23 protein-coding genes are annotated in these 20,194 nt (G+C 46.1%); all 23 read left to right on the forward strand.

The annotated features are described in order from the left end of the window. The first annotated feature begins 14 nt into the window (after positions 1 to 14). From fliF to J6600_RS08315, 23 genes are read left to right on the forward strand one after another with little or no spacing between them, the layout of a single operon-like run. Complete coding sequence (gene fliF / locus J6600_RS08205) at positions 15 to 1,631, forward strand: flagellar basal-body MS-ring/collar protein FliF (protein WP_209388236.1); 1,617 nt, start codon at positions 15 to 17, stop codon at positions 1,629 to 1,631. Positions 1,632 to 1,643: 12 nt separating this feature from the next. Further along, a complete protein-coding gene (gene fliG / locus J6600_RS08210) occupies positions 1,644 to 2,660 on the forward strand; it encodes a flagellar motor switch protein FliG (RefSeq protein WP_003154256.1) in 1,017 nt (338 codons plus the stop codon). After that, positions 2,653 to 3,408 (forward strand): flagellar assembly protein FliH, encoded by a 756-nt coding sequence (fliH, locus tag J6600_RS08215; protein WP_038458013.1) that lies wholly within the window; start codon positions 2,653 to 2,655, stop codon positions 3,406 to 3,408. Before fliG ends, fliH begins: the two co-directional genes overlap by 8 nt. Next, positions 3,405 to 4,721: a flagellar protein export ATPase FliI gene (gene fliI, locus J6600_RS08220; RefSeq protein ID WP_007611430.1), complete on the forward strand. Its 1,317-nt coding sequence runs from the start codon at positions 3,405 to 3,407 to the stop codon at positions 4,719 to 4,721. Before fliH ends, fliI begins: the two co-directional genes overlap by 4 nt. Positions 4,722 to 4,726: 5 nt before the next feature. Continuing rightward, the gene (gene fliJ / locus J6600_RS08225) at positions 4,727 to 5,170 is read left to right on the forward strand and encodes a flagellar export protein FliJ (RefSeq protein WP_003154253.1); all 444 of its coding nucleotides are present in this window, start codon (positions 4,727 to 4,729) and stop codon (positions 5,168 to 5,170) included. An 11-nt stretch (positions 5,171 to 5,181) separates the two neighbouring features. Further along, a complete protein-coding gene (locus J6600_RS08230; RefSeq protein WP_015388236.1) occupies positions 5,182 to 5,796 on the forward strand; it encodes a MotE family protein in 615 nt (204 codons plus the stop codon). A 6-nt stretch (positions 5,797 to 5,802) separates the two neighbouring features. Beyond that, positions 5,803 to 7,146 (forward strand): flagellar hook-length control protein FliK, encoded by a 1,344-nt coding sequence (locus tag J6600_RS08235; RefSeq protein ID WP_209388237.1) that lies wholly within the window; start codon positions 5,803 to 5,805, stop codon positions 7,144 to 7,146. After that, complete coding sequence (gene flgD / locus J6600_RS08240) at positions 7,147 to 7,587, forward strand: flagellar hook assembly protein FlgD (RefSeq protein ID WP_029973465.1); 441 nt, start codon at positions 7,147 to 7,149, stop codon at positions 7,585 to 7,587. A 24-nt stretch (positions 7,588 to 7,611) separates the two neighbouring features. Then, positions 7,612 to 8,388 carry a flagellar basal body rod protein FlgG gene (gene flgG / locus J6600_RS08245; protein ID WP_007409783.1) on the forward strand — a complete coding sequence of 259 codons (777 nt, stop codon included), beginning with the start codon at positions 7,612 to 7,614 and terminating at the stop codon, positions 8,386 to 8,388. A 39-nt stretch (positions 8,389 to 8,427) separates the two neighbouring features. Beyond that, positions 8,428 to 8,643 (forward strand): swarming motility protein SwrD, encoded by a 216-nt coding sequence (swrD, locus tag J6600_RS08250; protein WP_003154243.1) that lies wholly within the window; start codon positions 8,428 to 8,430, stop codon positions 8,641 to 8,643. Then, positions 8,640 to 9,059, forward strand: coding sequence for a flagellar basal body-associated protein FliL (gene fliL, locus J6600_RS08255; RefSeq protein WP_014417773.1), 420 nt, complete (start codon positions 8,640 to 8,642; stop codon positions 9,057 to 9,059). Before swrD ends, fliL begins: the two co-directional genes overlap by 4 nt. A 33-nt stretch (positions 9,060 to 9,092) precedes the next feature. After that, positions 9,093 to 10,091, forward strand: coding sequence for a flagellar motor switch protein FliM (fliM, locus tag J6600_RS08260; protein WP_003154240.1), 999 nt, complete (start codon positions 9,093 to 9,095; stop codon positions 10,089 to 10,091). Further along, positions 10,081 to 11,217, forward strand: coding sequence for a flagellar motor switch phosphatase FliY (gene fliY / locus J6600_RS08265; protein ID WP_014417774.1), 1,137 nt, complete (start codon positions 10,081 to 10,083; stop codon positions 11,215 to 11,217). Before fliM ends, fliY begins: the two co-directional genes overlap by 11 nt. 26 nt (positions 11,218 to 11,243) lie before the next feature. Next, on the forward strand, positions 11,244 to 11,606 hold the full coding sequence (gene cheY / locus J6600_RS08270; RefSeq protein ID WP_003154238.1) for a chemotaxis protein CheY: 363 nt from the start codon (positions 11,244 to 11,246) through the stop codon (positions 11,604 to 11,606). Positions 11,607 to 11,620: 14 nt separating this feature from the next. Further along, positions 11,621 to 12,274 carry a flagella biosynthesis regulatory protein FliZ gene (fliZ, locus tag J6600_RS08275; RefSeq protein ID WP_003154237.1) on the forward strand — a complete coding sequence of 218 codons (654 nt, stop codon included), beginning with the start codon at positions 11,621 to 11,623 and terminating at the stop codon, positions 12,272 to 12,274. Further along, positions 12,267 to 12,932 carry a flagellar type III secretion system pore protein FliP gene (gene fliP / locus J6600_RS08280; protein WP_007409786.1) on the forward strand — a complete coding sequence of 222 codons (666 nt, stop codon included), beginning with the start codon at positions 12,267 to 12,269 and terminating at the stop codon, positions 12,930 to 12,932. Before fliZ ends, fliP begins: the two co-directional genes overlap by 8 nt. A 14-nt stretch (positions 12,933 to 12,946) precedes the next feature. Beyond that, on the forward strand, positions 12,947 to 13,216 hold the full coding sequence (gene fliQ, locus J6600_RS08285; protein WP_003154234.1) for a flagellar biosynthesis protein FliQ: 270 nt from the start codon (positions 12,947 to 12,949) through the stop codon (positions 13,214 to 13,216). A gap of 6 nt (positions 13,217 to 13,222) precedes the next feature. Further along, positions 13,223 to 14,002 carry a flagellar biosynthetic protein FliR gene (gene fliR, locus J6600_RS08290; RefSeq protein WP_014417775.1) on the forward strand — a complete coding sequence of 260 codons (780 nt, stop codon included), beginning with the start codon at positions 13,223 to 13,225 and terminating at the stop codon, positions 14,000 to 14,002. Further along, positions 14,002 to 15,081 carry a flagellar biosynthesis protein FlhB gene (gene flhB, locus J6600_RS08295; RefSeq protein WP_014417776.1) on the forward strand — a complete coding sequence of 360 codons (1,080 nt, stop codon included), beginning with the start codon at positions 14,002 to 14,004 and terminating at the stop codon, positions 15,079 to 15,081. Before fliR ends, flhB begins: the two co-directional genes overlap by 1 nt. 33 nt (positions 15,082 to 15,114) lie before the next feature. Then, positions 15,115 to 17,148: a flagellar biosynthesis protein FlhA gene (flhA, locus tag J6600_RS08300; protein ID WP_129092165.1), complete on the forward strand. Its 2,034-nt coding sequence runs from the start codon at positions 15,115 to 15,117 to the stop codon at positions 17,146 to 17,148. Further along, positions 17,148 to 18,239, forward strand: a complete 1,092-nt coding sequence (flhF, locus tag J6600_RS08305; protein WP_209388238.1) for a flagellar biosynthesis GTPase FlhF — start codon at positions 17,148 to 17,150, stop codon at positions 18,237 to 18,239. The genes flhA and flhF overlap by 1 nt, the downstream gene beginning before the upstream one ends. Next, entirely contained in the window at positions 18,236 to 19,129 is an 894-nt protein-coding gene (locus J6600_RS08310; RefSeq protein ID WP_209388239.1) for a MinD/ParA family protein, read from the forward strand. The genes flhF and J6600_RS08310 overlap by 4 nt, the downstream gene beginning before the upstream one ends. Beyond that, on the forward strand, positions 19,126 to 20,193 hold the full coding sequence (locus tag J6600_RS08315) for a protein-glutamate methylesterase/protein-glutamine glutaminase (RefSeq protein WP_209388240.1): 1,068 nt from the start codon (positions 19,126 to 19,128) through the stop codon (positions 20,191 to 20,193). The genes J6600_RS08310 and J6600_RS08315 overlap by 4 nt, the downstream gene beginning before the upstream one ends. Position 20,194 lies beyond the last annotated feature (1 nt).

Here is a 20,194-nt window from a genome sequence, read left to right on the forward strand (position 1 = left end):
GACCGGGGGTTAACATGAATCGTACTCTAATGCAAATGAAAACCAAAACGGCAGCGTTTTGGAACAACAGATCAAAAACACAGAAGATACTCATGGTAAGCGGCTTGGCCGCATTCATTATTTTACTCATCGTCGTTATTATTTTTACTTCGTCTGAAAAGATGGTGCCTCTTTATAAAGATTTGTCCGCGGAAGAAGCGGGGAAGATTAAAGAAGAGCTCGATACGAAAAAGGTGTCTTCTGAACTTGCTGACGGCGGCACGGTCATTAAGGTTCCTGAGAGCCAAGTGGATTCGCTTAAAGTCCAGCTTGCCGCAGAAGGCCTGCCGAAAACGGGATCAATTGATTATTCGTTTTTCGGACAAAATGCGGGCTTCGGCCTGACGGATAATGAGTTTGACGTTTTAAAGGTTGAGGCGACTCAGACCGAATTGTCAAACCTGATAAATGAAATGGACGGTATTAAAAGCTCGAAGGTCATGATCAATATGCCGAAAGAAGCCGTGTTCGTCGGTGAAGATCAGCCGGTAGCGTCCGCTTCAATCGTTTTGCAGATGAAACCGGGCTACTCGCTTGATCAAAACCAGATCAACGGGCTGTACCATCTCGTTTCTAAAAGTGTTCCGAACTTAAAAGAAGATAATATCGTCATAATGGATCAAAATTCTACATATTATGACAAAAGTGACAGCGGTGCAGGGTCCGTTTCTGACAGTTATGCTTCTCAGCAAGGTATTAAGTCGCAGGTCGAAAAGGACGTTCAAAAACATGTTCAGTCACTGCTCGGCACAATGATGGGGCAGGATAAGGTCGTTGTTTCCGTGACGGCGGATATTGACTTCACGAAGGAAAAACGCACTGAAGACACTGTCGAACCTGTCGATAAAGATAACATGGAAGGCATAGCGGTAAGCGCCGAAAAAGTTGCGGAAACGTATAAAGGCGACGGTGCGGCCAACGGCGGCACGGCCGGAACGGGAAGCGATGATATCGCGAACAAAAATTATGCAGGTACAAATGACGGTTCAAACAGCGGGGACTACGAAAAAAGCAGCAATAAAATCAACTATGAAGTCAACCGCATTCATAAAGAAATCGCTGAAAGCCCGTATAAAGTGCGTGATTTAGGCATTCAGGTCATGGTGGAGCCGCCTAATCCGAAAAATGCCGCTTCCTTATCAGCACAGAGACAGGCTGATATACAGAAGATTTTAGGAACGGTCGTCAGAACGTCTCTTGATAAAAACGAAACGCAAAATCAAAACCTGACAGACAATGATATCAACAATAAAATCGTTGTATCCGTTCAGCCGTTTGACGGAAAAACAAGCCTGAACACAGATTCGGCACAATCTTCAGGTCTTCCGATCTGGGTATACATTACAGGCGGCGTACTGCTTGCGGCCATTATTCTGCTTATTATTCTCCTTATCAGAAAGAAACGCTCACAAGAGGATGAATACGAAGAATATGAATATGAAACACCGCCGGAGCCGGTTCGATTGCCTGATATCAACGAAGAGAAAATTGAAACGGAAGAAACAGTCAGACGAAAACAGCTTGAAAAAATGGCTAAAGAAAAACCGGAAGACTTTGCTAAATTGCTTCGAAGCTGGCTGGACGAGGATTAGGGGGAATGGAAAATGGCGAAACGTGATCAGAACAAGCTTACAGGAAAACAAAAAGCAGCCATCCTCATGATTTCCTTAGGCCTTGATGTATCAGCTTCTGTGTACAAGCATTTGTCTGAAGAAGAAATTGAAAGATTGACACTCGAGATTTCGGGAGTCAGAAGCGTCGATCATCAAAGAAAAGATGAAATCATTGAAGAATTTCATAATATCGCAATCGCTCAGGACTATATTTCACAAGGCGGTTTAAATTACGCCCGCCAAGTGCTTGAAAAAGCGCTCGGAGAAGACAAAGCGGTAAGCATTTTAAACAGGCTCACCTCTTCTTTGCAGGTAAAGCCGTTTGATTTCGCGAGAAAAGCGGAGCCCGAACAGATTTTAAATTTCATTCAGCAGGAACATCCGCAAACGATGGCGCTGATTTTATCCTACCTTGACCCGGTGCAGGCCGGACAGATTTTGTCTGAGCTGAACCCGGACGTTCAGGCTGAGGTGGCAAGAAGGATTGCGGTTATGGACAGAACGTCTCCTGAAATCATAAATGAAGTGGAGCGGGTCCTTGAACAAAAGCTGTCCTCCTCCTTTACGCAGGACTATACGCAGACCGGCGGCATAGAAGCCGTTGTTGAAGTGTTAAACGGCGTAGACAGAGGAACGGAAAAAACGATTCTTGATTCATTAGAAATCCAAGATCCTGAGTTGGCGGATGAAATCAAAAAACGGATGTTTGTCTTTGAAGATATTGTCACCCTTGATAACCGTGCGATTCAGCGCGTGATCAGAGACGTTGAAAACGACGACCTCCTGCTTTCGTTGAAGGTTGCAAGCGAGGAAGTCAAAGAAATCGTGTTCAGCAATATGTCACAGCGTATGGTTGAAACGTTTAAAGAGGAAATGGAAATTATGGGGCCTGTGCGTTTGCGTGATGTGGAAGAGGCGCAATCAAGAATCGTGGGCGTCGTCCGCAAGCTGGAAGAAGCCGGAGAAATTGTAATCGCGCGAGGCGGAGGAGACGATATTATTGTCTAATATCATTAAACAGCAATCATCATTTTCTCCTGAACAAAAACGGCGCAAGCTTTCCTTGCAGGAAGTCAGGAAAACACATTCCCAGCCAGACCGGGAGGAACCCGAAAATCCAGAGGCTCTCATGGCTTTTGCCAAGGCCGAAGCCGACAGGGTGTCTGAAGAAGCGAAAAATCAATTAGAGCACACTCTTCGGCAGATTGAAGAAGAGAAAAACCGCTGGGCGGAAGAAAAACAAAGATTGATAGAAGAAGCAAAGGCAGAAGGATATGAAGAAGGCATGGCATTGGGAAAAGCCGAGGCTCAAGCTGAATACGCTAATCTCATCAGCCGGGCCAATGCCGTTATGGAAATGGCAAGACAGTCAGTCGAGGAAAAACTGGAAAGCGCTGAGGAAGAAATCATTGAGCTTTCCGTTGCGCTCGCTAAAAAAGTATGGCGGCAAAAAAGTGATGATAAAGAGGCTTTCCTTCTGCTGGTCAAACAGGTAGTAGCCGAAGTAAAAGATTATGATGACATCTCCATCTATGTGGACCCTGAATATTATGAGACGGTTCATCAGCATATGGACGAAATTCAGCAGCTGTTATACAAAGAATGCAGATTAAGCTTATATGCCGATGAAAAAGCCGCGAAGGGAACGTGCTCGATAGAAACTCCGTTCGGACGTGTCGATGCAGGCATAGACACCCAGCTGATGCAATTAAAGCAAAAACTTTTAACGGCGCTTGAGGCGGGAGCGGAGCAATGAAGACACAGTATTTAATAGACTCAATTGAAACAGCGGATCCGTACAAACGCTACGGCAAGGTTAAACGGGTCATCGGGCTGATGATTGAATCAAAAGGGCCCGAAAGCTCAATCGGAGATGTTTGTCTCATTTATCCGAAAGGCCATGCGAAAAAAGCGATTAAAGCTGAGGTTGTAGGCTTCCAGGATGAAAACATTCTGTTAATGCCTTATCTGGAAGCGGCCAGCATCGCGCCGGGCAGTATTGTGGAGGCCACTGGGGAGTCGCTCCGCATCAAAGTAGGCGCGGGTTTAATCGGACAAGTTGTCGACGCGTTCGGCGAACCTCTTGACGGCCGGGCGCTTCCGAAAGGTTTGTCCCCCGTTTCGACGGAACAGCCGCCTCCAAACCCGATGAAACGCCCGCCGATACGGGAAAAGATGGGTGTCGGCGTCAGATCGATTGACAGTCTGCTGACGGTAGGAAAAGGGCAGAGAATCGGGATTTTTGCCGGAAGCGGGGTCGGAAAAAGCACCCTGATGGGAATGATCGCGAAGCAGACTGAAGCTGATTTAAACATTATCGCACTCGTCGGTGAACGGGGGCGCGAGGTGCGTGAATTCATCGAGAAGGATTTAGGCGAAGAAGGCCTGAAACGCTCGATCGTCGTAGTCGCGACCTCTGATCAGCCCGCCTTAATGCGTTTGAAAGCGGCGTATACGGCCACCGCCATTGCAGAGTACTTCCGCGATAAAGGCCGGAATGTGATGTTCATGATGGACTCCGTCACGAGGGTCGCGATGGCTCAGCGGGAAATCGGCCTGGCAGCGGGAGAACCGCCGACAACAAAAGGATATACACCTTCCGTGTTCGCTATTTTGCCCCGTTTGCTGGAAAGAACGGGCGCGAATGAACAAGGAACGATAACCGCTTTTTATACGGTTCTCGTTGACGGAGATGATATGAACGAACCGATTGCCGATACGGTGCGCGGAATATTAGACGGGCATATCGTTCTCGATCGGGCGCTTGCCAACAAAGGGCAGTTCCCGGCCGTGAATATCCTGAAAAGCATCAGCAGGGTCATGTCTAATATTTCAGACACATCGCATATAGAGGCGGCCAACAAATTCCGCGATCTTCTGTCAACTTATCAAAACTCTGAAGATCTCATTAATATCGGAGCTTACAAAAGAGGGTCATCAAGAGAAATTGATGAAGCGATTCAGTTTTATCCGCAGCTTATTCAATTTTTAAAACAAGGAACGGAAGAACCTGCTCAATTGGAAGACAGCATTGCGGCATTGACGAGTCTGACAGGAAAAGAGGAATAAACATCGTGGCATACCAATTCAGATTTCAAAAGCTGCTGGAATTAAAAGAAAATGAAAAAGACCAAACATTGACTGAATACAGACAATCGGTTTCTGAATTTGAGACAGTGGCTGAAAAACTATATGAAAATATGAGCAAAAAAGAATTGCTCGAAAAAGACAAAGAATCAAAGCTGAAATGCGGGATGAGCGTTCAGGAAATGAGACATTATCAGCAATTCGTTTCCAATCTTGAGAACACCATCTATCATTATCAAAAGCTTGTCATCATGAAACGAAATGAAATGAATGAGAAGCAGGAACAGCTCACCGAAAAAAACATTGAAGTAAAGAAATTTGAAAAAATGCGGGAAAAACAATTTAATATGTTCGCACTTGAAGACAAAGCTGCAGAGATGAGGGAAATGGACGACATTTCAATCAAGCAGTTTATGATTCAGGGGCATTAGGAGCGAATGAAATGGCCGATAAAGAAAAGAGATCTGGAAAGTTCGGTTCAATCCTGCTTTTTATCATGATCCCGCTGATTTTTCTGATCATCGTCGCAAGCATCATCCTTTGGGCTGCCGGCGTTGATGTGATGAAGCCGATTCAGGAAACAGCCGCTAAAACGCCTGTTTTAAAAGAATTGGTTCCCGAAACGAAAGAAATGAAAAGCGCGGCGGAAAAGCAGAAGGAAGACAGAACGGCTTCTCTTGAAAAGACCATAAAGGAACAAAAAAGTGAAATTAACATTTTGAATAAAGATTTAGACACAAGCAAGTCCGAAATCGATAATCTAAATCAGAAAATCCGTTCACTGAAACAGGAAGCTGAACAGCAGCAGAAAACGAAGACGGATGAAACGAAAAAAGACGCTTCGGATTCAGCCGGAAAAGATAAAATGATCAACATCTATAAAAGTATGGACAGCGGTAAAGCGGCAAGCATTATCGTAAAGCTGAAAGAAAAAGAAGCCCTCGATATTTTAAACGGATTAAGTAAAAAGCAGCTTGCTGAAATCTTGACGAAAATGACTCCTGAACAAGCGGCTAAATATACAGAAAAACTATCCGCTGACGGAAATAAGGAGTGATGTAAGTTGAAGCTGCTTGAATTAACGGGTAATCGTACGCAGACTGCGCAAAACAGCAATGTGAAGATGAATGTAAACAGCTTAGGTCTATTTCAGAACTGGCTCCTGTCGGAAATCACTTGTCCCCGGCAGCCCGGAGATGAAACAAAAACAAGTGACGCAGAGCTGAATGATGCCCTATCGAAAATCGGTGATTGGCTGAAAGCCGGCCCGGAAGATAAAGAATTGCAGCTGAAACAGCTGCTTGAGGCGGTAAAAGCTCTTGAAGGAAAGCAGACGGCTGAAACAGCTCTTCCTTTATTGAAACAGCTTGCCGAATCTGTTGAAGACATGTTAGCGGGAAAACAGCATGGGGAGAAGCCTGAAACGGATGAGCCGGATTCTTCCGCAAAAGACGGGGATTCCGTCAAGGATGCGCTTGAGAAGGGGCTGCTGTTCATTCAAGAAGCCGTATCCCAGCTCTTCACATCTCAGCAGGAACTGCCTGACAGCGCGCAGGCAAAGGCGGTTTACCAGGAAGGCGCCCGTTTATTAGAGGCATTGAAAAAACAAGGTGTCCCGGACCGCGTGATTCAAGACCTGCGGCAGACATTTTTTCCGAAAAACGAATCTGCATCTAAACTTTACTCCATGACAGCCGCTGAGCTGAAGAGCTTTCAAAGCGTCACGGAGCAGCTTGCGGGCCTTTCTCAAAAGGGAACAAAGGATTGGGATATGGCTGAAACTGAGCTGAAAGCTTTTGTGTTATCTCAATCATCTGAATCATCCCAAGAGTCAGCCGGGAAAACAGAACAGCAAAACGGCGGCACGGTTTCTCACGCAAATGCGCCTGACAGCAAATTGTCTGCACATATACTGTTTTCGGGAACGAGAAGCCTTGCCGGCATTCAGCAAACGTCCGCAGGAGCTGAACAGCAGCCGGCAGAAAATAAACCGTTAACGGATCAGGTCATCAGCGGCTGGAAACAGATGAAATACACGCCTTTCGGGAAAACAACCGGAAGCTTTACGATTCGTCTTAATCCCGAGAACCTCGGATTTGTCACAATTAAGGTGACAAACGAAAACGGGATGTTTCAAAGCAAAATAATCGCATCCAGCCAGTCTGCGAAAGAGCTGCTGGAACAGCATCTTCCTCAGCTGAAACAGTCGCTTCCGAATATGGCGGTCCAAGTCGACCGTTTTACAGTCCCGCTTCAAAGCGGGGATCAGCAGCCTGTTTACGGACAGACGGCCGATCACAATAAACAGCAGCATCAGGGACAGAGAGAGCAGAAGAACCAGCAGCAGTCAGGCGATTTCGGAGATATGCTGGAGGAGCTTTCTCTCAATGAAATGGAGGAAGAATAGTTGACATCAGTAAACTCGGATTATGCCGCGGCGGGCGCTTCAGCCACTTCAAGCGCGAAGAGCACCTCCGCAGTAAACAGCAGCACGAATTTAGGGAAAGACGAATTCCTGAAGATCTTAATGACACAGGTTCAAAACCAGGACCCGCTCAATCCGGTTGATGACAAAGAATTCATCAGCCAGATGGCGACATTTTCTTCATTGGAGCAAATGATGAATATGAATACGACGATGACTAAATTTGTAGAAAATCAAGATCCGTTTACGATGTATGTGAACTGGATCGGCAAAAATGTCACATTCAGCGACAGCGACGGGAAGGATCAGACAAGCCCGGTCAATTCAGTCAAGCATTCAAACGGCAATTACGTGCTCGTGCTTGAAAATGGCAAAGAGGTCAGTCCGTGGAATGTCACGGCCGTCAGCGAAACATCTAAATAAAAAGAAACCCAGGGGGAATTTAACATGTTACGTTCATTATATTCCGGTATCAGCGGCATGAAAAACTTTCAGACAAAACTAGATGTAATCGGCAATAACATCGCCAACGTCAACACAGTGGGATTTAAGAAAAGCCGCGTTACATTTAAAGATATGATCAGCCAGACAGTCGCCGGCGGTTCAAACGTGACCAATTCAAAACAAATCGGCTTGGGTGCCGCGACTTCTTCCATTGATGTCGTTCATTCAACCGGCGCCCCGCAGGCTACACAGAATAAAACCGACCTAGCCATTGACGGAGACGGCTACTTTCAGATTAATACAGGTGCGGGAATTGTTTACACACGTGCGGGGAATTTCGGAAAGGACAATCAAGGGAACCTTGTTACGACTGACGGGTACTACCTTGAAAAAATCGGCGGCGGCAAAATCAATATTCCGACTGATGCGAAAGATTACAGCATCGGTGCAGACGGAACCGTTACATACACTGATGCAGGGGATGAAGTTCATGATGCCGGACAAATCGGTCTGGTCACGTTCCCTAACAGCGCCGGTCTGGAAAAAATCGGAGGCAACCTTTACAGAGAATCATTAAGTTCAGGAGCTGCGAGCGCAGTCACCACTCCGGGCGAAAACGGAACGGGTAAGCTTTTGGCAGGCTATCTTGAAATGTCAAACGTAGATCTGACAGATGAATTTACCGAAATGATCGTTGCTCAGCGGGGTTTCCAATCAAACTCAAAAATCATTACGACTTCAGATGAAATCCTTCAGGAGCTGGTTAATCTGAAACGGTAAGGAGGGAGGAGAGGCGGTTAGGCCGCTTCTCCGGATTGCATGATTCAAGTCACCCGTTTAAACGGCCAGCCTTTTACGCTGAACGCGCTGTTTATCGAACAGATTGAGTGCTTCCCCGACACGACGATTACACTGTCCAACGGTAAAAAGTTCGTAGTGAAAGAACCGGAAGAAGCAGTTCTCAAAAAAGTCATATCGTTTTACCATAGCATACAAATATTTTCACTGGATCAGGGAATAGAGGAAGAAGAATGAAGAAAAAATTAGTCATCATTTTGCTGATTATTTTAATTGTCATCGCCGGCCTCGGAACGGCAGCATATTTTGTCGTCAGCGGAAATTCCGGCAAAGATAAAAAGCCGACAATTGACGAAGTCGTTGCAGCCACTGTGTCTGTCGACGATATTACGACAAACTTAAAGTCTGACAGCATCATCCGTATCGGCATCAAGCTTGAAACCGACTCGGCTAAAGCGAAGGAAGAACTTGAAAAACGCGATTTTCAGGTGAAAGACAACATCATTTCCATTTTAGCCGACACAAGCGCCGGAGAGATTGAGGGAGATAAAGGAAGAGAAGCGTTTAAACAATCATTAAAAGAGAAAGTAAACAGCTATCTCCAAGAAGGAAAAGTTCAGAAAGTGTACATTACCTCCTTTAATCTGCAATAAAAACAAATTTGACAGAATACGGAGGTGAAGAAAATGTCAGGAGAAGTTCTCTCCCAAAATGAAATAGACGCACTGCTTTCCGCCATTTCCACGGGTGAGGCGGATGCGGAAGAGCTGAAAAAGGAAGTAAAAGAGAAAAAAGTAAAGGTATATGATTTTAAACGGGCTCTCAGATTCTCGAAAGATCAGATACGCAGTTTAACCCGGATACATGATAACTTTGCGAGGCTTCTCACAACACACTTTTCCGCCAAGCTCAGAACGTATATTCATATATCCGTCAGCTCAGTTGATCAGGTGCCGTATGAAGAATTTATCCGTTCCATACCGAACATGACGATTTTAAATTTATTCGATGTCCATCCGATGGAAGGCAGAATCATGATGGAGGTTAATCCCACCATCGCATACGCAATGCTTGACCGCGTCATGGGAGGCATCGGCATCACTCATAACAAAGCTGACAGCCTTACGGAAATTGAAACGAATATTATTTCTAACTTATTTGAAAATGCACTGGGCAACTACAAAGAAGCGTGGCAATCGATTGCTGATATTGACCCTGAAATGACTGAATTTGAAGTGAATCCTCAGTTTGTACAGATGGTTTCCCCAAATGAAACAGTCGTTGTCATTTCTCTCAATACACAGATAGGTGAAATCAGCGGTGTCATTAATCTTTGTATTCCCCATGTCGTACTTGAGCCGATTATCCCTAAGCTTTCCGTACATTATTGGATGCAATCAGACCGGAATGAAGCGAAGCCCGAAGAAACGAAGTTGCTTGAAAAGCGCATCATGACGGCTCAAATTCCCGTTGTGGCTCTCTTGGGCGCTTCTGAACTGACAATAGAAGAATTTTTAAGTTTGGAAGTCGGGGACTGTATAACTCTGGACAAATCAGTGACTGATCCTCTTACTGTATTGGTCGGAAACAAACCGAAGTTTTTAGGGCAGGCCGGCCGGGTGAATCGAAGACAGGCAGTGCAAATTTTAGATCACGACATAAGAGGTGAACAAGATGAACAATAGATTATCTCAAGATGAAATCGATGCTCTTCTTAACGGCACAAGCAGTCAATCAGAGGATACAGAACAGCCTCAAGAGGCGAACTTGTCTGAACTTGAGCGCGATGCGATCGGAGAAATCGGGAATATTTCGTTCGGCAGCTCGGCTACGGCGCTGTCCACTCTTTTAAATCAAAAAGTGGACATTACGACGCCGAGTGTGACCGTCATTTCAAAAAGCAAAATCAGTGATGAATTTCCTCATCCGTATGTTGCCATTGAAGTGAACTACACAGAAGGCTTTGACGGCAGCAATTTGCTCGTCGTCGAACAAAGCGACGCGGCCATCATCGCGGATTTGATGATCGGCGGAGACGGCCTGGGCGCCGATCCGTCACTCGGTGAAATCCACCTGAGCGCCGTGCAGGAAGCAATGAATCAAATGATGGGCTCGGCTGCGACGTCAATGTCGACCGTGTTCAGTAAAAAGATTGACATTTCTCCGCCAAGGGTTGAACTTCTGGATGTGACAGAAGAAAAAGGGACCGACAGAATACCTGAGGATGACCTGCTCGTAAAAGTGTCATTCCGTCTGAAAGTCGGTGAATTAATCGATTCGAGCATCATGCAGCTTTATCCGATTACGTTTGCGAAAGATCTGATCGCAGAACTAATGACTGCGGACCAGCATGAGTCCGAGGCCGCAGAAACCGTATCAGAACCACAGGAAACATACGAAACGCCGCAGCCGGAACCTGCCATGCAGCCGGAGCCGCAGGCAAAACCCGAGCTTCCGAAGAGACAGGGAACCGCCAAAAAAGCTGCTCCTGTTCAAGTCGCTCCGGTGGAATTCCAGGCGTTTGATCATAACGAAGCGGCGCAAGGATCAAGGAATAACCTTGATATGCTGATGGATATTCCGCTTTCCGTTACGGTTGAGCTCGGCAGAACGAAGAGAAGCGTCAAAGAAATCCTTGAACTTTCTGCGGGAAGTATTATTGAGCTTGACAAGCTGGCTGGTGAACCCGTTGACATCCTGGTCAACCAGCGGATCGTGGCAAAGGGCGAGGTCGTTGTTATAGAAGAAAACTTCGGCGTGAGAGTCACTGATATTTTAAGTCAGGCAGACCGCCTTAACAATTTAAAATAAGCGAACATAGAGGAGAGAAACAGATTATGGCACACAGAATTTTAATTGTAGACGATGCAGCATTTATGAGAATGATGATCAAAGATATTTTAGTGAAGAACGGTTTTGACGTTGTAGCTGAAGCTTCAGACGGAGCGCAGGCGGTCGAAAAATTCAAAGAGCATTCCCCCGACCTTGTGACAATGGATATTACAATGCCTGAAATGGACGGGATTACAGCTCTAAAGGAAATTAAACAAATCGATCCGCAGGCGAAAATCATCATGTGTTCGGCTATGGGCCAGCAGTCAATGGTTATTGACGCGATTCAAGCCGGCGCAAAAGACTTTATCGTGAAACCGTTCCAAGCGGACCGCGTGCTCGAAGCCATTAATAAAACATTAAGCTAAAGGGTGTACGACTGTTGAAAAAGAGTCATGGTTTACTAGCTTTGATTTGTTGTTTCGTTTTACTCAATGTACATCCGTTCCCTGCTTTTGCGGCGGAGTCTGACAATTCCACCGTCAACGAATGGTTTGACAAACAATCAACAAACAAAACAGAGAAAAAAAGCGATACATCGAAACAAACGGCTGATCAAGAGATAGGGGATGCTTCTGCATCTTCTGTCTCCGCTTTTGATTTTGTAAAGATGATTGGGGCGTTATTATTCGTCATTCTGCTGATCTATGGATTTGTCAAACTGATGAATAGAAGAAACCGTCTGCTGAAGCCGTTTCAATATGTAGAAAATATCGGCGGAACGTCAGTCGGCCAAAACCGTTCCGTGCAGCTGATTAAAGTGGGAAACAGCGTTCTCGTAGTCGGTGTGGGCGAAACGATACAGCTTTTAAAAGAAATTGAAGATGAAAAAGAGCGCGAGGCGATTCTGAGCCAATACGAAGAGTCGATGTCTTCAAAAGTGGAATGGACCAAGCTCGTAAATCCGCGTAAGGATGGAGAAAAAAAGCCGCAAACGATGCTTCCGTCGTTTTCAAAAGCGCTGAAAGAACAGTTGAACGAGCTGAAACAAAGCCGTTCTGAAGGAAAGAAGAAAGGCCCTTATCATCATGAATGAATTTATTAATCTTTTTAATTCAAGCAGTCCGACCGAAGTCAGCTCCACTGTTAAATTACTGCTGCTTTTGACTGTCTTTTCAGTGGCGCCGGGGATTCTGATTTTGATGACCTGCTTTACGAGAATCGTCATCGTCCTGTCTTTTGTGAGAACCTCACTGGCGACGCAGAACATGCCTCCCAACCAGGTTTTAATCGGCCTTGCGCTGTTCTTGACGTTTTTTATTATGGCGCCGACTTTTTCAGAGATTAATAAGGAAGCCTTAACGCCGCTGATGGACAACAAAATCAGTCTCGATGAAGCATATACAAAAGCCGAGAAGCCGATTAAAGAGTATATGAGCAAGCATACAAGGCAGAAGGATCTGGCGCTGTTTATGAACTATGCCAAGATGAAAAAACCTGAATCGATTCAGGATATTCCTTTGACGACGATGGTGCCCGCTTATGCGATATCAGAACTCAAAACCGCTTTTCAAATGGGCTTTATGATTTTTATTCCGTTTTTAATTATCGATATGGTCGTGGCGAGCGTCTTAATGTCAATGGGAATGATGATGCTTCCGCCGGTTATGATCTCTCTGCCCTTTAAAATATTGCTTTTCGTTTTGGTCGATGGATGGTATTTAATCGTGAAATCTTTGCTTGACAGCTTTTAGGGTAGGTGCTAATTGTGAGTTCAGAATTTGTAATTTCCATGGCGGAAAAAGCCGTATATGTAACACTAATGATCAGTGGGCCGCTGCTTGCGATCGCGCTGATCGTCGGTTTGCTCGTCAGTATCTTTCAAGCGACAACTCAAATACAGGAACAGACGCTTGCGTTCATTCCGAAAATCGTGGCGGTGATGCTTGGACTGATCTTTTTCGGTCCTTGGATGCTGTCGACGATTCTTTCGTTCACAACTGATCTGTTTTCTCATCTGAACCGATTTGCAGGGTAGAATCAAATGAATTCCATCATTGATTTATTTCCCGCTTTTTTATTGGTCTTTATCAGAATCTCTGCTTTTTTTGTAACGGTGCCGGTGTTCGGACATCGGAATCTGCCGGCGGTTCACCGAATCGGCTTTGCTTTTTTTCTTTCGGTGATCTGCTTCAGCACGCTGAAACATGCGCCGGAAATAGAAATAGGGGAACAGTATATGCTGCTTGTCATAAAAGAGGCCGTTGTGGGCTTGAGCCTCGGGCTGATCGCTTTCATGATGATGACAGCCATTCAGATAGCAGGTTCCTTTATTGATTTTCAGATGGGCTTTTCCATCGCCAATGTCATTGATCCGCAATCAGGAACGCAAAGCCCGCTGATCGGACAATTCGTTTATACGCTTGCGCTGTTATTTATGCTCAGCGTAAACGCCCATTATCTTTTATTGGACGGGATTTATTACAGCTTTCAGTATATCCCGCTTGACCAGGCATTTCCGTCGTTTGGAAATGATCAGTTTGGACTTTTTATCGCAAAAAGCTTCAATGCCATGTTTATTATCGCTTTTCAAATGTCTGCGCCGGTTGTGGCCAGTCTGTTTTTAGTTGATTTGGCGCTCGGTATTGTAGCGAGAACGGTGCCGCAGCTGAATGTTTTCGTTGTCGGGCTTCCTCTGAAAATAGCCGTGAGCTTTATTATGCTGATCGTTTGTATGTCGGTGATGTTTGTCGTCGTCCGCAACATCTTCAGCCTTACCGTTGAAACCATGCGGAATCTATTGGCATTGGTCGGTGTGACATGATGAGACTCAGACTGAATCTGCAATTCTTTGCCGGTGAAAAAACGGAGAAAGCCACTCCGAAAAAACGGAAGGATACAAGAAAGAAAGGACAGGTCGCGAAAAGTACGGATGTGAATACAGCCGTTTCTTTACTGATTATCTTTCTTTCGCTGATCGCGCTCGGTCCTTATATGCGGGACAGGCTGCTGTCCTTTATTAAAACGTTTTATACGAAATCGATAACATTACACCTGTCAGCATCTGCCGTGCATGAACTGTTCGTGGATACGGTGAAAGATATCAGCCTCATCCTCGCGCCGATTATGCTGGTCGCGCTTGTGGCAGGTGTCGTGAGCAATTACATGCAGGTGGGTTTTCTGTTTTCTGCGGAAGTCCTCAAGCCTGACTTGAATAAGCTCAGCCCGCTGAAAGGATTTAAGCGGATTTACAGCATGAGGGCGATTGTTGAACTGGTCAAATCCATTTTGAAGATTACTGTGGTCGGTTTTGCCGCCTTTATGGTGCTCTGGCTTCATTATGGCGATATTCTTCGCCTTCCGCTTTTAACGCCTGCGGAAGTGCTCACTTTCGTTTCTAAGCTCACGCTTTGGATGGGGCTTGCGGGATCAGGGGCTTTAATGCTGCTGGCCGGGCTTGATTATTTATATCAGCGTTTTGACTATGAGAAAAATATCAGAATGTCAAAGCAGGATATAAAAGATGAATACAAAAAATCGGAGGGTGATCCGATAATCAAGTCCAAAATTAAGCAGAAGCAGCGGGAAATGGCGATGAGGCGGATGATGCAGGAAGTGCCGAAAGCGGATGTCATCATTACCAACCCGACCCATTATGCGATAGCTTTAAAATATGATGAAAAGAAAATGGACGCCCCTTACATTGTTGCCAAAGGGGTCGACCATCTCGCATTAAAAATCAGGCAGATCGCCAAAGAACACGATGTCATGACGATTGAAAACAGGCCGCTCGCGCGTGCGTTATATGATCAGGTTGACATTGACCAGGCTGTGCCGGAAGAGTTTTTCAAAGTCATTGCGGAAATTTTGGCTTATGTATATAAAACGAAACAAAAAGTATAGTGAATTTCAGATTCAAAAGGAGAGAAAAACAGCATGTCAACAAGAGATTTATCGGTTTTAATAAGTGTTGTCCTCATTGTGGCAATGCTGGTGATTCCATTCCCTCCATGGTTGTTAAGTATTTTGATCATCATTAATATCTCTCTTGCGTTGATCGTGCTTCTCACCACAATGAATATGCAAGAACCGCTGCAATTCTCGATATTCCCGTCATTACTGCTGTTATTGACGCTGTTTCGGCTTGCGCTCAATGTGTCGACGACACGTTCGATTCTTTCTAACGGAGAAGGAGGAAAGGTTGTTGAGACATTCGGGAATTTCGTTGTCGGCGGAAATGTGCTGGTAGGGCTTGTTGTCTTCATTATCTTGATTATTATTCAGTTTATCGTCATTACAAAAGGCGCCGAGCGGGTATCGGAAGTGGCGGCGAGATTTACGCTCGATGCGATGCCCGGAAAGCAAATGAGTATTGACGCGGATTTAAATGCCGGCATGATTACGGAGCAGGATGCAAAGCACAGACGTGAAAAAGTCGCCCGGGAAGCCGATTTTTACGGCGCCATGGACGGTGCGAGCAAATTCGTCAAAGGAGATGCCATCGCGGGTATCATCATCGTGATGATCAATATTATTTTCGGAATTGTAATCGGCATGCTGCAGCAGGGGATGAGCATACAAGAAGCTGCGTCTCACTTTACAATGCTGACGGTCGGTGACGGTATCGTTTCTCAAATGCCGGCCTTGCTCATCTCAACGGCTACGGGGATTGTCGTGACGAGAGCGGCATCTGAAGGAAACCTCGGTCATGATATTACAGGCCAGCTGTTTGCTTATCCGAAGCTCTTGTATGTAGCCGCGGGAACTGTACTTTTGCTCGGTCTTCTTACACCGATCGGCATTCTGCTGACGGGACCGATCGCCGGTCTGCTTGCATTCGGCGCTTACATGCTGTCCAAAACGGATAAGCCGAGCGAAGAAGAGGAAGAAATTCTTGAAGAAGAGGCTCAGGCGGATGAACTGAAAAGCCCGGAAAGCGTCGTGCAGCTTTTACATATTGATCCGATTGAATTTGAGTTCGGATACGGACTCGTGCCGCTTGCAGACGCGGGGCAGGGCGGTGATCTTCTTGACCGCATCGTCATGATCAGACGTCAGCTTGCGCTTGAATTGGGACTTGTCATTCCGGTTGTGCGCATCAGGGATAACATCGCGCTCCAGCCGAATGAATACAGATTGAAAATTAAAGGCAATGAAGTCGCTAAAGGAGAGCTCCTGCTGGATCATTACTTAGCGATGTCACCGACGCCTGAAGATGACGTCATTGAAGGAATTGAAACGATTGAACCGTCGTTCGGACTTCCCGCAAAATGGATCAGCGAAGCTGCAAAAGATGAAGCGGACATGCTGGGGTATACAGTTGTTGACCCGGCGTCAGTCGTATCTACGCATATTACAGAAAAAATTAAGCAGCATGCCCATGAACTGGTCGGCAGACAGGAAACAAAGCAGCTGATCGATCATCTGAAGGAAAATTATCCTGTGCTTGTTGAGGAAGTCACGCCAAACCCTCTTTCTGTCGGCGATATTCAAAAGGTGCTTGCCAAATTGCTGAGAGAAAAAGTGTCAATCAGAAACTTGGTGACCATTTTTGAAACTCTTGCCGATTACGGAAGATTAACGACAGATTCAGACCTTTTGACAGAATACGCGAGACAGTCGCTTGCCAAACAAATCACGGCACAATATGCGAGAGAGCATGAAACGCTGAAGGTCATCACATGCTCAGGCCGGGTGGAAAAAGCGATTGCAGACGGGGTACAGCAGACTGAACAGGGCAATTACCTGTCACTCGACCCTGAGGTTTCAGACAGCATCATCCGTTCTGTCGCTAAAGAGGCCGAGCAGCTTTCCATCCGTCAGGAGTCAGCGATTCTTCTTTGCTCGCCTGCTGTCAGAATGTATGTTAAACAGCTGTTAGAACGGTATTTCCCTGATCTTCCGGTTCTTTCTTATAATGAGCTGGAAGCAAATGTTGAAGTACAGAGCATTGGAGTGGTGGATATTTAATGAAAATAAAAAAATTTACAGCCGCTTCAATGCAGGATGCCGCGAAGCAAATCAAAAAGGAACTCGGCAATGATGCCGTTATTTTACATTCCAAACAAGTAAAGAAACGAAAATGGCTGGGGCTGCGGCCGCAGCAGGCCGTTGAAGTGATAGCGGTTTTAGATCGTGACGTCAGGGAAGCGAGAAAAACGCCGCCGGCTGCCGCTGAAGAAATGAAAAAGACGGAAACGGCGGAGAAAGCTGAGCCTGTTCAGCCGCCGCGTCTTCCGGATCAAAGCATTTCCGGCGAACTGGCGCATTATAAAGAAGTGCTCCCTGAACCATTAAAAAAAGCCGAGAGACTATTGAAGCAAGCCGGGCTTCCTGATCATACGCAAAACGCCGTGCTCAGTGAATTGCTCCGTTCTTCAATTGTTTCCGGAGATTTAACTGAAGATAATGTCAGCTCAAAACTGCAGGATTTGTTAGTGAAAAAACTCCCTTCGGCAGACAGGTGGCAGGAAGGGATTCAATCAAAATACGTCGTGCTTTTCGGTTCAACCGGGGCCGGCAAAACGACTACACTTGCGAAACTCGCGGCCTCATCAATGCTGACAGAGCATAAAAAAATTGCATTTATGACGACGGATACTTACCGGATTGCCGCGGTCGAGCAGCTGAAGACATATGCGGAGCTGCTTCAGGCTCCTCTTGAAGTATGCTATTCAAAGGAAGAATGTCTGAAGGCACTGGAAAAATTCGCTGAATATGACCATGTTTTCATTGATACAGCCGGTAGAAACTTTAAAGAAGAGCAGTATATTACGGAATTACAAGAGATGATTCCGTTTGAATCAGGCTTACAATCCTTTCTCGTATTATCGGCATCTGCAAAATATGAAGATATGAAACAGGTGCTGAAACGTTTTTCCGGTGTGCCGGTCAGTCAATTCATTTTCACGAAAACGGATGAAACCGCCTCACTCGGCTCCGTGTTTCAAGTGCTGTCGGAATCAAGAATCGGCGCCGCCTATTTGACAAATGGACAGGATGTGCCTGAAGACATCCTATCGGCTTCACCAAAAGAGTTTGTAAGGATGCTTTTGACATGAAACCCGATCAGGCAGAGTCATTAAGAAGGAAAATGAGAGAGCGGCAAATGATCAAGCCGGAGCTTTATGAGAAAAAAGCGAAGACATTAGCCGTCATCAGCGGTAAAGGCGGCGTCGGAAAATCTAATCTAACATTAAACATGGCAGTTGCCCTGCAGGAGAAAGGGAAAAAAGCACTCATCATTGATCTTGACATCGGAATGGGCAACATTGATGTGCTGATCGGCGCTGCTTCTTCCCGCACCATTATTGATGTGATGGAGAATCGGCACGCATTGGCGCAATCACTGTCCTCCGGTCCGAAAGGCCTTCGCTACATATCCGGAGGAACGGGGCTTGAGGCGATCTATCAAGCTGACGGAGAGAAGTGGGCGGCTTTTATGAATGGTCTTTCCGCTGTATTAAGCGATTTTGATTACGTTCTGTTTGATATGGGAGCGGGACTTTCAAAAGAACAGCTGCCGTTTATTTTATCGACGGAAGACATTCTCGCCGTGACAACGCCTGAGCCGACGGCCATTATGGATGCCTACAGCGCGATCAAACATCTTTTGCTCGCGGATGAACGGCTGACCGTAAACATTGCCGTCAATCGCGCCCGCTCCCAAAAACAGGCGCTGGACACGTACAACCGCCTTTCTCATGCGATTCACACGTTTTTAGGCGCGGAAGTGCGTTTCGCCGGCTCCATACCCGATGACCCGCTAGTAAGTCAAGCCGTCATTGACCAGGTGCCTTTTTTAATAAAAAGTCCTCAAGCAAAAGCCAGCAGGTCCGTCCGTCTTCTGACGGATGTCTTGTTTCAAACGGAAGAAAACAAACCAAGAGAAGAGAAACCGGCATTTATTGAGAGATTATCTTCTTTTTTATTGAGGAGGACTTTACAGTGATTCGTGTGCTTGTCGTTGATGACTCAGCTTTTATGAGAAAGATGATTACCGATTTTCTGGCTGCGGAAGTGCAGATAGAAGTCATCGGGACAGCCAGAAACGGGGAAGAGGCGCTGAAGAAAATAGAGCTTCTCAAACCGGATGTTGTCACGCTTGATATTGAAATGCCGGTCATGAACGGAACGGATACATTGCGGAAGATCATCAGCATATATAAACTTCCCGTAATCATGGTATCGAGCCAGACACAGCAAGGGAAGGACCGAACGATCAACTGCCTGGAAATGGGCGCTTTTGATTTTATCACCAAGCCTTCCGGAGCGATTTCACTTGATCTTTATAAAATTAAAGAGCAGCTGATTGAGAGGGTGATTGCAGCCGGGCTGTCCCGCGAACAAAAACCTGAGGCGGCAGTGAAAGAGTCTTCTATCCCGGAACGTCCGGCTTTAGTGGGATTTGAAAGACCGAAAGCAAAATCCGCCAAGCAGGCCGTATTCATCGCGACCTCTACAGGCGGACCGCGGGCTCTGCAAAAGGTGATTCCGAAACTGCCGAAGGATTTAAAGGCGCCTGTATTTGTCGTTCAGCACATGCCTGAAGGCTTCACCGCTTCACTTGCAGACAGACTCAACCATTTGTCAGATATTCAGGTCAAAGAAGCGGAAAACGGTGAAGAAGCGAAAGACGGATGGGTGTACATCGCGCCCGGCGGAAAAAATATGACGGTTGCAGAGGAAGGCGGAAGGCTCCGCATCATTCTTGACGTTCATGATACGGAAAGCCGGCATAAACCGTCAGCCGATTATTTGTTTCGGTCGGCAAGCCGCTTATCCGATTACGAAAAGGTAGCCGTCATTATGACCGGCATGGGCAGCGACGGAACCGAAGGCGTAAAAGAAATGCTCAGAACAGGCGGCGTTAAAACGATTGCGGAATCGGACGAATCCTGTGTTGTGTTCGGAATGCCGAAGTCAGCGATAAAGGCGGGCCTCATTCATGAGATTAAACATGTGGAAGATATCGCGGCATCCATCACCGGATGTGTGAAAAAAGAGAGGGTGTGAA

The sequence above is a fragment of the Bacillus sp. LJBV19 genome, assembly GCF_017797845.1.
Classification (GTDB): Bacteria; Bacillota; Bacilli; order Bacillales; family Bacillaceae; genus Bacillus; species Bacillus velezensis.

Coding starts and splice junctions, on each gene's coding strand:
- fliF (WP_209388236.1), top strand. CDS start 15: ATGAATCGTACTCTAATGCAAATGAAAACCAAAACGGCAGCGTTTTGG.
- fliG (WP_003154256.1), top strand. CDS start 1,644: ATGGCGAAACGTGATCAGAACAAGCTTACAGGAAAACAAAAAGCAGCC.
- fliI (WP_007611430.1), top strand. CDS start 3,405: ATGAAGACACAGTATTTAATAGACTCAATTGAAACAGCGGATCCGTAC.
- J6600_RS08230 (WP_015388236.1), top strand. CDS start 5,182: ATGGCCGATAAAGAAAAGAGATCTGGAAAGTTCGGTTCAATCCTGCTT.
- flgG (WP_007409783.1), top strand. CDS start 7,612: ATGTTACGTTCATTATATTCCGGTATCAGCGGCATGAAAAACTTTCAG.
- swrD (WP_003154243.1), top strand. CDS start 8,428: ATGATTCAAGTCACCCGTTTAAACGGCCAGCCTTTTACGCTGAACGCG.
- fliL (WP_014417773.1), top strand. CDS start 8,640: ATGAAGAAAAAATTAGTCATCATTTTGCTGATTATTTTAATTGTCATC.
- fliM (WP_003154240.1), top strand. CDS start 9,093: ATGTCAGGAGAAGTTCTCTCCCAAAATGAAATAGACGCACTGCTTTCC.
- fliY (WP_014417774.1), top strand. CDS start 10,081: ATGAACAATAGATTATCTCAAGATGAAATCGATGCTCTTCTTAACGGC.
- cheY (WP_003154238.1), top strand. CDS start 11,244: ATGGCACACAGAATTTTAATTGTAGACGATGCAGCATTTATGAGAATG.
- fliP (WP_007409786.1), top strand. CDS start 12,267: ATGAATGAATTTATTAATCTTTTTAATTCAAGCAGTCCGACCGAAGTC.
- fliR (WP_014417775.1), top strand. CDS start 13,223: ATGAATTCCATCATTGATTTATTTCCCGCTTTTTTATTGGTCTTTATC.
- flhB (WP_014417776.1), top strand. CDS start 14,002: ATGAGACTCAGACTGAATCTGCAATTCTTTGCCGGTGAAAAAACGGAG.
- flhA (WP_129092165.1), top strand. CDS start 15,115: ATGTCAACAAGAGATTTATCGGTTTTAATAAGTGTTGTCCTCATTGTG.
- flhF (WP_209388238.1), top strand. CDS start 17,148: ATGAAAATAAAAAAATTTACAGCCGCTTCAATGCAGGATGCCGCGAAG.
- J6600_RS08310 (WP_209388239.1), top strand. CDS start 18,236: ATGAAACCCGATCAGGCAGAGTCATTAAGAAGGAAAATGAGAGAGCGG.